Genomic DNA, 14,792 nt, shown 5'->3' with positions numbered 1-14,792 from the left:
AACATCCATCATTAATGATTGTTTTTCACATCCCTATAAACTGAGCAGAAATAGCAGACACACGCCACCCCATAACACATGAAACTTTTTCAGACAGGCATCATCTTACTACCCTGATTCGATTCAACCACACCAGCCGAAAGTAATAAATATGTGTAAAACCCTCCTGCTCCTTGCCCTAAGCGCAGCCGCCGCAAGCGCGCATGCATTTTCCGTTCAACCCGGCGAATGGCAATGGCCGCACACCATTTCTTGGCACGATAAAAAAAGCAACAGCACCGATAGTATAAAAGGCAACGAAAACATCTGCATCAGCCAAAAAAGCAGTGCCGATTACCCCAAAGCGCAAGCGGATAATCTTACTACCGAAAACTGCAAAGTGAGCCATTTCCAAAGCAAAGGCAACAAAGCCTCGTTCAAAGCCGCCTGCGAAACCATGCGTTTTGATGCCGAATATGAAAAGCTGAGCGAAAGTGAAATCAAGTTCACCCAAACCATTTACAGCCGCAAAGGCAAAAGCTATACCGCTGCAGGCACCATGCGCCATAAAGGCAACCAGAACGCTTCGTGCGCGGAATAAGGCAGGCGATTTGGTGAGTTCGCGATAAGCTGATATAGTCTGCCCTTTGTTTATCCACTTTGACCATGCCTGTCTGAAAACAATCAGCAGCCGTCCTTCTTGATATGAACCGCAAAACCCTTGTAACTTATTCCCTCATCGGCCTCACCGCCTTTCTGGCAGCGTGTTCCACCGGCAAAAAAACCGGCGGCGGTTATACGCCTATAATCACCAAAGGCGAAGCGCTGCCCACCGGTACGCCGGCCGCACCCGGCACGATAGTGAACTCCGCAGGCAGCCCGGCCAGCTACCGCGCCGTGTCTTATCATGCGCTGCCGCATTGGAACACCCAGCATTTTGTGCGCAGCCTCGAATCTTTCAAAAGCGGCTGCACCAAACTGAAAGCCCGCACCGAATGGCAGAACGTGTGCGCCCAAGCCGAGCGCACTTCGCGCAACTACTTTTCCGCCAAGCACTTTTTCGAGCGCTATTTTACCGTGTGGGAAGTGAGCGAAAACGGCAACTTGGCAGGCACGATAACCGGCTATTACGAGCCGGTGCTGCACGGCGACAGCAAAGCCACCGGCAAAGCGCGTTTCCCGATTTACGGCGTTCCCAGCGATTTTGTGTCGGTTGAGCTGCCTGCCAACCTGCGCGCATCAAAAGGCACGGTTCGCGTGAAACCCACCGGCAACAACAAAGGCGCCATCGCTGCCGACGGGCAATACACCGCCAACCTCAACAATTTTCCCATCAACGAGCGCAGCAAAAGCATCAAAGGCCGCTTTGTGAGCGGCAACCGCTTTATTCCTTATTACACCCGCGCCCAAATTAACGGCGGCGCGATCGACGGCAAAGCCCCCATCCTCGGTTATGCCGATGATCCGGTGGAACTTTTCTTCCTGCAAATCCAAGGTTCCGGCCGCCTGAAAACCCCCAAGGGCGACTACATCCGCCTCGGTTATGCCGATAAAAACGAGCATCCTTATGTGTCTATCGGCCGCTATATGGCCGACAAGGGCTATCTACCCTTAGGCAAAACCACCATGCAGGGCATCAAAGCCTGGATGCAGCAAAACCCCTCGCATCTGGCCGAAGTGCTCGGGCAAAACCCCAGCTATGTGTTTTTCCGCAAGCTTGACGGCAAGGAAGACGAAGGCCCCATCGGTGCATTGGGCACGCCGCTGCACGGCGAATTTGCCGGAGCGGTTGACCGCCGATACATTACCTTGGGCGCACCGATTTTCGTGGCCACCACCCATCCCGTAAGCAACCACGCGCTCAACCGCCTGATAATGGCGCAAGACACCGGATCTGCCATCCGCGGCGCCGTGCGGGTGGACTATTTCTGGGGCTACGGCGATGAGGCAGGCCAAGTGGCGGGTAAGATGAAACACACAGGCTATGTGTGGCAGCTGCTGCCCAACGGCGTGCAGCCGCAATACCGCCCTTAGCCTTTGGGTAAACCAATATGCCTGTCTGAAAGTTTTCAGACAGGCATATTTTTTACCGAAAACGGGACTTGCTTTTTAGTATATTGTCATCATGTTGAAAAAATAAAATTTTATACAAACATGCGAGACAACTATGGCAACTGAAAAAAACTATTACGAGGTGCTCGGCCTCAGCAAAGATGCCAGCGCCGACGACATCAAAAAGGCCTACCGAAAACTGGTTCGCAAATATCATCCCGACGTGAGCAAAGACCCGGATGCCGACCAAAAAACCAGCGAAATCAATCTGGCCTACAACACCTTGAAAGACTCTGAAAAGCGCGCCGAATATGACGAAATGCTCGCCAACCCGTTCAAGCAGTATCAGCAGGCAGGCGGTGGGCAGGGCTACGGCGGCTTTGAAGGGTTTGAAGGTTTCAATCCCGGCCGGGGCGGCTATCAATATTACAACTTCGACAGCAGCCATTTCGGCGACGGCCAGCCTTTCGGCAGCGGCGATTTCCGCTTCGACGACATATTCTCCGCCTTCGGCCAAGCCCGCCGGCACCGCGCATCACGCCCCGCCGGCCCGGTTCGGGGCGAAGACCAACATGCCGAGCTGAGCATCGACATCGCCGCCGCTTACGAAGGCAGCGAGCGCAGCCTGAGCATCGACATGCCCACGCTCACACCCGAAGGCGAAATGGCCTACGAGCGCAAAACCCTGCATGTAACAATCCCCAAAGGCATAGGCGAAGGCCAGCAAATCCGCCTGCGCGGGCAGGGTTTACCCGGATTCAACGGCGGCGGCAACGGCGATTTATACTTGAAAATCCGCTTCCGCGAATCGCCAAACCTGTATGTGAAAGACCGCAAAGACGTTTACCAGCGCATCGACGTGATGCCGTGGACAGCAGCAACCGGCGGCCAAATGGAGGTCGCCACCCCCGCCGGCCGCGTCAATATCAACGTACCGGCCAACAGCCGCAACGGCCAAAACCTGCGCCTCAAAGGCAAAGGCATTCCGGCCAAAGAAGCCGGCAACCTGTATCTGACCATCAACATCGTTCTGCCGCGTGCCGACAGCGAAGCCGACAAGGCAGTATGGCAAAATCTGGCGGAACACTACGGTGCGAAAGGATAAACCATGAACCATGAGCAAGACGTACAACTAAGCTTCAACGAAATCGTTCACGCCTGCGGCGATGATGCCGACTGGGTAGTACGCATCATAGAAGAAGAAATCATTTCCGTGAGCGGCAGCCCGCAACAGGCCAGCTTCAGCGGCTTCCAGCTTGCCCGCATCCGCCGTGCCCGCCGCATCAGCCGCGATTTCGAAGCCAGTGCACCCGCCACCGCGCTGATTTTGGAATTGCTGGACGAGCTGGAAAGCCTGCGCAAAAGCCAGACATCCGGCTTCTGATACAGCGCAGCCTTGTCAGTTTATTGGCTTTAGATGCTTATGCACACGAATGCCTGTCTGAAAAAACAATTGCTTCATTGGAGCATCATTTTCAGACAGGCATGTCTATATCGTCGCCAAGTGCTATCGACCCCTGCCGCCTTGTATGAAAGATTGGTTTTCACAGCTATAATAACCGCCGATTCCATAATTAAAGATTAAATTAAACCCTAAAGACAAACCATGACACGCAAAATCCTCGTCACTTCCGCCCTGCCGTATGCCAACGGCAGCATCCACTTAGGCCACATGGTCGAGCACATTCAAACCGACATCTGGGTGCGCTTCCAAAAAATGCGCGGCCACGAATGCTATTACTGCTGCGCCGACGACACCCACGGCACACCCGTGATGCTGGCCGCCCAAAAACAAGGCATCAAGCCCGAAGACATGATTGCCAAAGTGCGCGAAGAGCATTTGGCCGACTTCACCGGCTTCCACATCGGCTACGACAACTATTACAGCACCCATTCGCCTGAAAACAAAGCCTTTTCCGAGCAGATTTACCTCGCCCTGAAAGCCAACGGCAAAATCGAAAGCCGCGTGATCGAGCAGCTTTTCGACCCCGAAAAAAACATGTTCCTGCCCGACCGCTTCGTTAAAGGCGAATGCCCGAAATGCCACGCCAAAGACCAATACGGCGACAACTGCGAAGCCTGCGGCACCACCTACTCGCCCACCGAGCTGATCAACCCCTATTCCGCCGTATCAGGCGCCACCCCCGTGCTGAAAGAATCCGAACACTTCTTCTTCAAGCTGGGCGAGTGCGCCGACTACCTAAAAGAATGGACTTCAGGCAGCACTGAGCTTTCAGACGGCCGCATCCAACCGCACCTGCAAGCCGAAGCCCTCAACAAAATGAAAGAATGGTTGGGCGAAGGCGAAAACACCCTTTCCGATTGGGACATCAGCCGCGACGCACCTTATTTCGGCTTCGAAATCCCCGGTGCGCCCGGCAAATACTTCTACGTATGGCTCGACGCACCCGTCGGCTACATGGCCTCGTTCCAAAACCTGTGCGACCGCATCGGCTTGAATTTTGACGACTATTTCCGCGCCGACAGCAAGGCCGAAATGTACCACTTCATCGGCAAAGACATTCTCTACTTCCACGCCCTGTTTTGGCCCGCCATGCTCAAATTCAGCGGCCACCGCGCCCCCACCGGCGTGTTCGCCCACGGCTTTTTAACCGTCGACGGCCAAAAAATGTCCAAATCGCGCGGCACCTTCATAACCGCCAAATCCTATCTCGACGGAGGCCTCAACCCCGAATGGATGCGCTACTACATCGCCGCCAAACTCAACAGCAAAATCGAAGACATCGATTTGAACCTGAACGACTTCATCGCCCGCGTCAACAGCGATTTGGTCGGCAAATACGTCAACATCGCCGCCCGCGCCTCCGGCTTTATCGCCAAACGTTTCGAAGGCCGTCTGAAAGACGTTTCAGGCAGCAAATTGGTACAACAACTTGCCGCCGAGCGCGACAACATTGCCGCCGATTTTGAAAACCGCGAATACGCCAAAGCCCTGCGCGAAATCATGGCGCTGGCCGACGCAGTGAACGAATACGTCGATGCCAACAAACCGTGGGAATTGGCCAAACAAGAAGGCCAAGACGCGCGCCTGCACGAAGTATGCAGCGAGCTGATCAACGCCTTCAAAATCCTCAGCATCTACCTCGCGCCCGTGCTGCCCAAAGTAGCGGAGCGCACCGCCGCCTTCCTCAATCTCGACGGCCTGCGCTGGACCGATGCCGCAACCGTGCTGCCCGAAGGCCACGCCATCAACAAATACGAACATTTAATGCAACGAGTGGAGCAAAAACAAGTGGACGATTTAATCGAAGCCAACAAACAAAGCATTGCCGCAGCCGCAGAGGCTGCCGCACCTACCGAAACCAGCCGATACGCGCCCGTCGCCGAACAAGCGAGCTTCGACGACTTTATGAAAATCGACATGCGCGTCGCCAAAGTGCTGAACTGCGAAGCCGTCGAAGGCAGCACCAAACTGCTCAAATTCGATCTCGACTTTGGTTTTGAAAAACGCATCATCTTCTCAGGCATCGCCGCCAGCTACCCCAATCCCGCCGAACTCAACGGCCGCATGGTGATTGCCGTCGCCAACTTCGCCCCGCGCAAAATGGCCAAATTCGGCGTATCCGAAGGTATGATTCTCTCCGCCGCCACGGCAGACGGCAAACTGAAGCTGCTGGACGTGCATGAAGGTGCGCAGCCGGGGGATAAGGTGGGTTAAAAATGTGACAAGCTGCTTGAACAAGCAGCTTATTTCTATTCCGTAGAAACAACAAGCAGAAAGGGTAAAACGGGGATGGCGGCAAATCTGATACCAACAGTTAACGGGAAATCAAACGAACAAGAGAAGCTTGGGCAACTTAATTTAGAATTTGGTAGAGACAGTCAGTCACAACATTGAGCATACGCCGGAATTTAGTCCATTTATTGTTTATGTTGATGAAAGCGGTACAGCAAATTTTGATAAACCGGGTTTCTCCAGTGATTTTCCTATTTTCGTATTGGCTTTCTGTATTTTCTATAAGCATGTTTATGCTTCACAGTTAGTCCCTGAGATCTAAGCTTTAAAATTTGAATTTTTCGGACACGATTTAGTTATTCTTCACGAAAAAGAAATCCGAAAAAAGGAGGGACCCTTTAAATTTAAGAATAGGGCGATGGAAGATCAGTTTATGCTGAAATTAAACAAAATTATGCAAGATACCAAATTTATTTTGGTTGCTACTGCTATTAAGAAAAAGAATTGCAACACTCTAAAGAAAACTTGTATCACAAAGCCTTAGAACCTTGTTTAGTTAATCTTTATAAGCTAATGATCGAAAAAACCTGCCAAAACCAAAAAACTTTTGTGGTTGTTGAATCTAGAGGAAACTAAAGAGGATAAAGATTTAGAGTTAGAGTTCAGGAGAATTTGTGATGGAAATAATAGCCTTAAGACAACTCTACCATTTGAAATTCTTATTAAGAAAAAAGAAACAAATGCTACGGGATTGCAATTTGCTGATTTATGCGCGAGACCAATTGGCCGACACATTTTAGACCAGTCAAAACTTCATTACAGAGGAAACAGGGCGTTTGAATCCCTTAAGTTAAAATTTTTTACCAGAACAGGGCGCGATTTTTTAGGAAATGAAGCGGAATATTTAAATCACGGATTAACGGTTATTCCTAAGTTTTAAAAAGCAGGAGGGCTCTGAGAAAGCCCAGAGCCCAACGCCGATCGGGGATCCCCCCAGTCCATTTACTTGGATTATATAATGCAGAACTGAATATATTCAAGTTTTTTATTGTATCCTATGGCTATAGAATCTATCAAAAGTAAGTTTAGTGTTGTTTACCTTAAATCTTTCTAGTTTCCCTATCTACTTATAACCAAGCCTTTAAGCAATCAAGCCGCCACGCCCAAAATAACCGCGCCGGCTTTGAACACGGCCGTAGCTTTCTGACCTGCGCACAGGTTGAGTTCCTCAGCGCTTTTTACGGTGATGCTGGCGCTCAAGCCCAAACCATTACCCAAGTCCAATTCAACCAAAGAGTGAACCGCGCCGCGTTCGATGTGGCTGATGGTGCCGGCAAGTTGGTTGCGTGCGGAAAGTTTGATGTTGTGTAAATCGGCGGCAATCAATACCGTGCCGGCCTTTACCAAAGCCACCACAGGCTTACCCTCAACCAGCTCCAAATTTTTCACACTCTCGCAAGTGATTGAAGCCACGATTTCGCTGCCGTTTGGCAATGAAACCACCACTTCGCTGTTTACTGCCCCATTGCTGATGCTTTTTACGGTACCTGACAATTGATTACGTGCACTAATCTGCATCGCCTATTCCTTTCTTGATTATTGTGAGAATTGATTTTAATGATTGCCGACAACATAAAGCCATAGAATTATTTAGGTTTCATAAATCAAACCGGCTGCCGACTTAGCGGGGAATATACCTTTCTTCCATTTAATTTGCCAGTTAAAAGAAAGGAAAATAGTTCTAAATAATTAGTAATATCCACCTATTGATTAGACTTTATTTAAACAGTAAATAATGCCGCCGGCCATAACTTTAAGAATGCCTGTCTGAAACCTTATTATGAATATCGTACCATCACAACCTGTTTGGCTTTTCGACCTCGATAACACTTTGCACCATGCAGATACGGGAATCTTCGGACTGATCAACCGCTATATGACCGACTATCTAGCCCAGAAATTGAAGCTTTCTACTGAAGAAGCCTCGCATGTACGGCAGGATTATTGGCACCGCTACGGCGCTACGCTCGCAGGCTTGCAAAAACACCATCCTGAAATTGACGTATACGAATTTCTCCAATGTAGTCACCCGCTCCCTGAGCTGCTGGAAGCTTTGGTGCCGATGGAAAATACTGCCGCTACGCTTGCAAACCTTAAAGGACGGAAAGCCGTTTTTTCAAACGGCCCATCATTTTACGTGGCGGCACTCATTAAAAAAATGGAACTTCTCAACCATTTTGAAGCCCTGTTCGGCACCGATAATTTCGGCATGCTCTACAAACCCTCCGACCAATCATATTTAACCGTTTGTCGTTTGCTGAAAGCCCGCCCTGTCGACTGTATTATGATTGACGACAGCGCAGAAAACCTGCTGGCAGCTAAAAAGTTGGGCATGACCACCATATGGTTCGGCAGCAAAAGCCATGATTTACCGTTTGTCGATGCAGCCATATCCGATATGGTTACATTAGATAGGTGGGCATCAACCCAAGGTTTAGGTATCCAAGCTGCGTAATTATGCTGTTGCTACACTGTCAAATCCGTTAGAATTCTGTCTTTGAATGAATCGATTTCGGGAAATTAAGGAGCCATCATGCGTTACATTTATTGCCTGCTTTTAGCCTTCGCTCTGACAGGGTGCACTTGGGAAACTTATCAAACGGAAGACGGCCGCACCTCACTGCGTCAAAAATATCCTCAAGGAACCCGCGTGTATTACGAAAGCGGCACTTATTCGCCCAATATGCGCAATAACGAATTCCGCCCTGAACAGCATGCTATTAAACCCCAAAGCAGCTCGAATGAAGAAGCACGGGGTACATATTGGGAAAAACCCGCTCGCTAACAAATAATAATGAAAGCCGAAAAAAGGCTGGAAATCATCCTATCCGATTCAATAAATCATTATGAACAAAAATAATCTGCATATTGTTATCCTCGCGGCCGGCAAAGGCACGCGCATGTATTCCAAACAACCCAAAGTGCTGCATGAAATCGGCGGCCAGCCGATGGTGGAGCGTGTGATCGACACGGCAGCCGGCCTCAACCCGCAAAGCATTGCCGTGGTTATCGGCCATGGCAAAGACCAAGTTTTGGCGCGCGTTAAGCGTGATGTGGTTTGGGTGGAGCAAACCGAGCAATTAGGCACAGGCCATGCCGTAAAAGTCGTTTTGCCGCACCTGCCTGCCGACGGAAAAACGTTGGTTTTATACGGCGATGTGCCGCTGATTGATAAAACCACATTGGAAGCGCTGCTCAGCGCCGCCGGCGACGAAGTGGGCCTGTTAACCGATGTGCTCGACAATCCTACGGGCTACGGCCGTATCATCCGCGAAGACGGCAAAGTGGTTGCCATCGTGGAAGAAAAAGATGCCGATGATGTGCAAAAAGCCGTGCAGGAAATCAACACGGGTATTTTGGTACTGCCCAACCACAAGCTGGAAGGCTGGCTCAACGCCTTACAGAGCAATAACGCCCAGGGCGAATACTACCTTACCGACTTAATCGGCCTGGCCAACCGCGACGGCATAGCCGTGCATCCCGTTCAAGTACGCGCCTCCCACTTGGCTGCCGGCGTCAACAATAAATTGCAGCTGGCCGAGTTGGAGCGCATTTTCCAAACCGAGCAGGTGCAGGCGCTGCTCACCGCCGGTGTCACCCTTCGCGACCCGGCACGCTTTGATTTGCGCGGCAAACTCACTCACGGGCAAGATGTGGTGATTGACGTTAACGTGCTTATCGAGGGTGATGTAGAGCTGGGCGACAATGTTGAAATCGGCGCGAACTGCGTTATCCGCAATGCCAAAATTGCCGCAGGTTCCAAAATTTCCCCGTTCTCGCATTTGGACGGTTGCGAAGTGGGCGAACATGCCAAAATCGGCCCGTTCTCCCGCTTGCGTCCGAATGCAAAACTGGGCGACGAAGTGCATATCGGCAATTTTGTAGAAGTGAAAAACACCGTAATGGGCAAAGGCAGCAAAGCCAACCACCTGACTTACTTGGGCGACGCTGAAATCGGCAGCCAAAGCAATGTCGGCGCAGGCACCATTACCTGCAATTACGATGGCGTCAACAAGCACAAAACCTTCATCGGTGACGACGTGTTTATCGGTTCAGGCTCAATGATTGTGGCTCCGGTAAGCATTGAAACCGGTGCAACCACCGGCGCCGGCAGCGTAATTACCAAAGACTGCCCGGAGCATACCTTGGTATTGGCGAGGGCCCGTCAAACCGTGATTGAAGGCTGGGTTCGCCCCGTAAAAGAAAAGAAAGAACAATAAGCCGCTGCTTTCAGACAGGCATACCCCCGTTAATCATGCCTGTCTGAAAACCATACACCCAACTGTGTATCGGCAATGATTGAAACTTTGCATCATCCACAGCAGAAAGCTTACCAAAGCATAATTTAAACAGAAGGATACAAAAATATGTGTGGTATTGTCGGCGCCATCCGCGCCAATCAAAACGTAGTAGATTTTCTGACCGACGGCTTAAAGCGCCTTGAATACCGCGGTTATGACTCTTCCGGCATTGCCGTTCAAACCGGCAACGAAATTACCCGTGTGCGCCGCGTAGGCCGCGTTCAATTAATGGAAGACGCTGCCAAAGCCGAAGGCGTGAGCGGCCATATCGGTATCGGCCACACACGCTGGGCCACACACGGCGGCGTAACCGAGCCCAATGCCCACCCGCATATTTCAGGCGGCCTGATTGCCGTGGTTCACAACGGCATCATCGAAAACTTCGAAGAAGAGCGCAAACGCCTGCAAGACTTAGGTTACACGTTCGACTCTCAAACCGATACCGAAGTGATTGCACACAGCGTTCACAATGAATACACCAAAAACGGCCACGATTTATTCGCCGCCGTTCAAGCCGCCTGCGCCCGCTTCCACGGTGCCTACGCCATTGGCGTGATTGCTAACGACCAACCTGAAAAAATGGTGGTTGCACGCATGGGCTGCCCGCTTTTGGTGGCTTTCGGCGACAACGAAACCTTTATTGCTTCCGACGTATCCGCCGTGATTGCATTTACCCGCAACATCGCCTATCTGGAAGACGGCGATATCGGCCTCTTAACCGCCCAAGGCATCAGCAAATTGCTCGACAAAAACGGCCAGGAAGCCAAGCGCGAAGTGAAAGTATCCGAGCTGTCGCTGGCATCTCTGGAGCTTGGCCCGTACAGCCATTTTATGCAAAAAGAAATCCACGAGCAGCCTAAAGCCGTTTCCGACACAGCCGAAGTGTTTTTAGACGGCGGCTTCGAGCCTGAAAACTTCGGCGACAAAGCGCGCGAAGTGTTCAACGAAATCGACAGCATCAAAATCCTCGCTTGCGGCACGTCCTACTACTCTGCCTTGACCGCCAAATACTGGCTGGAAAGCATCGCCAAAGTGCCGACCGATGTGGAAATCGCCAGTGAATACCGCTACCGCGATGTGATCGCCAATCCGAAACAGCTGGTTGTGACCATTTCCCAATCCGGCGAAACGCTCGACACCATGGAAGCATTGAAATATGCGCAATCTTTGGGGCACAAGCACAGCCTGTCGATTTGTAACGTGATGGAATCGGCTCTGCCGCGCGAAAGCGAGTTGGTGCTTTACACCCGTGCCGGTGCGGAAATCGGCGTGGCTTCCACCAAAGCGTTCACAACCCAATTGGTTGTTTTGTTCGGCTTGGCCGTTACCTTGGGCAAAATGCGCGGCTTGGTCAGCGAAGAGCAGGCGCACGACTACATCGAAGAGCTGCGCCAGCTACCCGGCAGCATCCAACATGTGCTGAATCTGGAGCCGCAAATCGCTGCTTGGGCGCAAAAATTTGCTCAAAAAAACAGCGCCCTCTTCCTTGGCCGAGGCATCCATTACCCGATTGCCTTGGAAGGCGCTTTGAAGCTGAAAGAAATCACCTACATCCATGCGGAAGCTTATCCTGCCGGCGAATTGAAGCACGGCCCACTGGCTTTGGTTGATGAAAACATGCCGGTGGTGGTGATTGCACCGAAAGACCAACTGCTGGATAAAGTGAAAGCCAACATGCAGGAAGTAGGCGCGCGCGGCGGTGAATTGTTTGTATTCACCGATCTGGACAGCCACTTCGAAGAAAGCGAAGGCGTACACATCATCCGCACACCGCGCCACGTCGGCGCCCTGTCGCCTATCGTGCACACCGTGCCGGTACAGCTCTTGTCTTACCACGCGGCTTTGGCACGCGGCACCGATGTGGACAAACCGCGCAACCTGGCAAAATCGGTAACTGTGGAGTAATACGAATACAAAAGCCGCATTTCATATGCGGCTTTTTTGTTTATTGTATTAAACCATCTTGCGAACAATGCCTGTCTGAAAAGTTTTCAGACAGGCATTGTTGTAGGTAGGCCTTGCTTTAGTTAAACAGCAGCAGCCAAAGCCTGCTCCAAATCAGCCAGCAAGTCATCAATATGTTCGATGCCGATGGAGAGGCGGACCATGTCTTCGCTCACGCCTGCCTGTGCCAATTCTTCGGCGTTCAATTGGCGGTGGGTGGTGCTGGCGGGGTGGGTGGCGAGCGATTTGGCGTCGCCGATGTTGACCAAGCGGGTAAACAGTTGCAAGGCGTCGATAAATTTGCCGCCTGCCTGAATGCCGCCTTTGATGCCGAAGCTGAGCAGTCCGGAGGCTTTACCGGCGAAGTCGCGGTCAATCAGGGCTTTGTAGGGGCTGTCGGGCAGGCCGGGGTAGTTCACCCAGTTGACTTGCGGGTGTTTTTGCAGGAACTCGGCCACTTTGAGCGCGTTATCGCTGTGGCGTTCCATACGCAAGGCGAGGGTTTCGAGGCCTTGCAGGATTAAGAATACGTTCATCGGGCTGATGGCGGCGCCGGTATTGCGCAGCGGCACCACGCGGGCGCGGGCGATGTAGGCGGCGGGACCGAAGTGTTCGCTGTAATTCACGCCGTGGTAAGACACGTCGGGCGTGGTCAGCACTTTGAAGCGGTCGCCTTTGGTCCAATCGAATTTGCCGCCATCGATAATCGCGCCGCCGATGCTGGTGCCGTGGCCGCCGATGTATTTAGTGAGGGATTCCACCACGATGTCGGCACCGAGTTCAATCGGGCGGCACAGGGCGGGCGAGGCGACGGTGTTGTCCACCACCAGCGGCAAGCCTTGCGCGTGGGTGGCTTCGGCAAAGGCGCGCAGGTCAACCACGTTGATGGCGGGGTTGCCGATGCTTTCGCAGTAAACGAGCTTGGTGCGCGCATCGGTTTTGGCGGCGATTTCTTCGGGTTTGGCCGGGTCGATAAAGCGTACTTCGATGCCTTGCTTGGGCAGGGTGTGGGCAAACAGGTTGAAGGTGCCGCCGTAGAGGGTTTTGGTGGCGATGATGTTGTCGCCCGCCTCGGCGATGGTTTGAATGGCGTAGGTAATCGCCGCCATGCCGCTGGCCACGCACAATGCGGCGATGCCGCCTTCGATGGCGGCCAAACGCTCTTCCAAAACGGCGGTGGTGGGGTTCATGATGCGGGTGTAGATGTTGCCGGCCACGTTGAGGTTAAACAAATCGGCGCCGTATTGGGTGTTGTCAAACGCGTAGCTGGTGGTTTGATAAATCGGCACGGCTGCGGCTTTGGTGGTGGGTTCGGGTTTGTAGCCGACGTGAATGGCTTGGGTTTCGAGTTTCATATTTGCTCCGTTGTATTGTGCGAGTGCATAAAGCCGCTATTGTACATGATGAAAAATAGTTAAGGCCGTCTGAAAGCGAGCCTGAGAATTTTGCTAAAACAATGCGGCAAATCCGTTTCACAATAGCATGTGCGTCATGCTTGAGCGTCACATCTGTCACATTTGTCTTGTCACACCGGCCTGATGTTACTGTCACATCGGGCCGTCTGAACAATCCAACAAATAAATCTTTCCATAAAAATCATCTGGTTATCTTTAAATTTTCAGACAGGCACATGAATTGCTTTGCTTATTTTAAAAACAAGATCTGCAAGGAGAAAAACCATGTCTGCCACCGTTCGCGTCGGCATTATTGCCAACCCCGTTTCCGCCCGCGATATACGCCGCATTATTTCCCATGCGTCGGGGCTGCCGCTGGGCGAGCGTGTGAATATGTTGGTCCGCATTTTGTCTGCGCTGGCGGCGTGCGGTGTGGACGAGGTGCTGCTGATGCCGGAAATGGAAGGCTTGCGCATGCTGCTGGAACGGCGGCTGCTGGCCGTGGTCAGCGCGCTGGAATATCCGCTGCCGCGCCTGCGCTGGCTGGATATGGCGGTGAACAACAACACCGGCGATTCGGTGGCAGCGGCCGAGATGATGCGTGAAGAAGGTGTGTCGGCGATTTTGGTGTTGGGCGGCGACGGTACGCACCGTGCGGTGGTGAAAGGCTGCGGCGACATTCCCATCGCGGGCATTTCCACCGGCACCAACAATGCGTTTCCGCCGATGCGCGAAGTAACCATCACGGCGTGGGCGGTGGGCTTGTATGCGGTTGAAAACGTGCCGCGCGAACATTCTCTGCGCGCCAATAAATGCCTGCATATCCGCAAATACGACGCGGCAGGAAAGGAAATACTGCATGAAATTGCGCTGATTGACGCGGCTGTTTTGAACGAGGGCATTCTGGGTTCGAAAGCCATCAGCGAAACGGATACGCTGCGCACGTTTATCACTACGCAGGCTTCGGTTGAGGCGGTGGGGCTGTCGGCTGTGGCGGCGGCTTTGGAGCCGGTCGGCCGCTATGAAGCCGGCGGATTGCTGGTGGAGCTGGTGCCGTCTTACGGTTCGCATGCGCCGGCGGATAAAGCATTTTCCGTTCAGGCCGTGCTCACGCCGGGCATGATCGAATACATCAACATCGGTTCTTACCGCCGCTTTTTCGAGGGCGACGAATACCGCCTGAGCGGGCAAACCGGCTTGGTGGCCTTGGACGGCGAACGGGAAATCGTGTTCCGCGAAGAGGAAAGCATTGCCATCACTTTGCAGGAAGGCGCGTTTTACACGTTGGATGTGCCTGCGGTATTGCAATTTGTCAACGCGCAAAGGCGCGGCCAACGGTAAATAAATGCTTTCAGACAGGCATAG

The 14,792-nt window shown here is 52.3% G+C and carries 13 protein-coding genes; 11 read left to right on the top strand and 2 right to left on the bottom strand.

Annotated features, from left to right (window positions below; all coding sequences use genetic code 11):
• The first annotated feature begins 151 nt into the window (after positions 1-151).
• The 6 genes from HMPREF9370_RS01825 to HMPREF9370_RS11930 all read left to right on the top strand — a co-directional run bounded on the left by HMPREF9370_RS01825 (position 152) and on the right by HMPREF9370_RS11930 (position 6,668).
• Positions 152-580: a DUF3617 domain-containing protein gene (locus HMPREF9370_RS01825; RefSeq protein WP_009115570.1), complete on the top strand. Its 429-nt coding sequence runs from the start codon at positions 152-154 to the stop codon at positions 578-580.
• Positions 581-684: 104 nt separating this feature from the next.
• On the top strand, positions 685-2,013 hold the full coding sequence (gene mltA / locus HMPREF9370_RS01820; RefSeq protein WP_009115569.1) for a murein transglycosylase A: 1,329 nt from the start codon (positions 685-687) through the stop codon (positions 2,011-2,013).
• Positions 2,014-2,146: 133 nt separating this feature from the next.
• Positions 2,147-3,136, top strand: a complete 990-nt coding sequence (locus HMPREF9370_RS01815) for a DnaJ C-terminal domain-containing protein (RefSeq protein WP_009115567.1) — start codon at positions 2,147-2,149, stop codon at positions 3,134-3,136.
• Between the two features lie 3 nt (positions 3,137-3,139).
• Positions 3,140-3,415, top strand: coding sequence for a chaperone modulator CbpM (locus HMPREF9370_RS01810; RefSeq protein ID WP_009115566.1), 276 nt, complete (start codon positions 3,140-3,142; stop codon positions 3,413-3,415).
• Between the two features lie 222 nt (positions 3,416-3,637).
• Complete coding sequence (gene metG / locus HMPREF9370_RS01805) at positions 3,638-5,710, top strand: methionine--tRNA ligase (protein ID WP_009115564.1); 2,073 nt, start codon at positions 3,638-3,640, stop codon at positions 5,708-5,710.
• A 625-nt stretch (positions 5,711-6,335) separates the two neighbouring features.
• Positions 6,336-6,668: a DUF3800 domain-containing protein gene (locus HMPREF9370_RS11930; protein WP_009115562.1), complete on the top strand. Its 333-nt coding sequence runs from the start codon at positions 6,336-6,338 to the stop codon at positions 6,666-6,668.
• Positions 6,669-6,877: 209 nt separating this feature from the next.
• Here the strand turns inward: HMPREF9370_RS11930 and HMPREF9370_RS01795 are convergent, their stop codons facing one another.
• A complete protein-coding gene (locus tag HMPREF9370_RS01795) occupies positions 6,878-7,306 on the bottom strand; it encodes a TOBE domain-containing protein (RefSeq protein ID WP_009115561.1) in 429 nt (142 codons plus the stop codon).
• A gap of 268 nt (positions 7,307-7,574) precedes the next feature.
• Here HMPREF9370_RS01795 and HMPREF9370_RS01790 point away from each other — a divergent pair, with 268 nt between their 5' ends.
• From HMPREF9370_RS01790 to glmS, 4 genes are all read left to right on the top strand, one after another.
• Complete coding sequence (locus HMPREF9370_RS01790) at positions 7,575-8,243, top strand: pyrimidine 5'-nucleotidase (protein WP_370992368.1); 669 nt, start codon at positions 7,575-7,577, stop codon at positions 8,241-8,243.
• Positions 8,244-8,321: 78 nt separating this feature from the next.
• Positions 8,322-8,573, top strand: a complete 252-nt coding sequence (locus HMPREF9370_RS01785; RefSeq protein WP_009115559.1) for a hypothetical protein — start codon at positions 8,322-8,324, stop codon at positions 8,571-8,573.
• 61 nt (positions 8,574-8,634) lie between these two features.
• Positions 8,635-10,008 carry a bifunctional UDP-N-acetylglucosamine diphosphorylase/glucosamine-1-phosphate N-acetyltransferase GlmU gene (gene glmU / locus HMPREF9370_RS01780; RefSeq protein WP_009115558.1) on the top strand — a complete coding sequence of 458 codons (1,374 nt, stop codon included), beginning with the start codon at positions 8,635-8,637 and terminating at the stop codon, positions 10,006-10,008.
• Between the two features lie 147 nt (positions 10,009-10,155).
• Entirely contained in the window at positions 10,156-11,994 is a 1,839-nt protein-coding gene (gene glmS / locus HMPREF9370_RS01775) for a glutamine--fructose-6-phosphate transaminase (isomerizing) (protein ID WP_009115557.1), read from the top strand.
• A 122-nt stretch (positions 11,995-12,116) separates the two neighbouring features.
• On the opposite strand, the gene HMPREF9370_RS01770 is transcribed toward glmS, so the two are convergent.
• On the bottom strand, positions 12,117-13,388 hold the full coding sequence (locus HMPREF9370_RS01770) for an O-acetylhomoserine aminocarboxypropyltransferase/cysteine synthase family protein (RefSeq protein WP_009115556.1): 1,272 nt from the start codon (positions 13,386-13,388) through the stop codon (positions 12,117-12,119).
• A gap of 324 nt (positions 13,389-13,712) precedes the next feature.
• On the opposite strand from HMPREF9370_RS01770, the gene HMPREF9370_RS01765 reads away from it, so the two are divergent.
• Complete coding sequence (locus HMPREF9370_RS01765) at positions 13,713-14,768, top strand: NAD(+)/NADH kinase (protein ID WP_009115555.1); 1,056 nt, start codon at positions 13,713-13,715, stop codon at positions 14,766-14,768.
• Positions 14,769-14,792: the final 24 nt, after the last annotated feature.

Origin of the sequence: Neisseria wadsworthii 9715, from assembly GCF_000227765.1 — a bacterium.
GTDB lineage: Bacteria > Pseudomonadota > Gammaproteobacteria > Burkholderiales > Neisseriaceae > Neisseria > Neisseria wadsworthii.
Note: the sequence above shows the minus strand (reverse complement) of the source record. Positions and strands in the feature narration are given on the sequence as shown.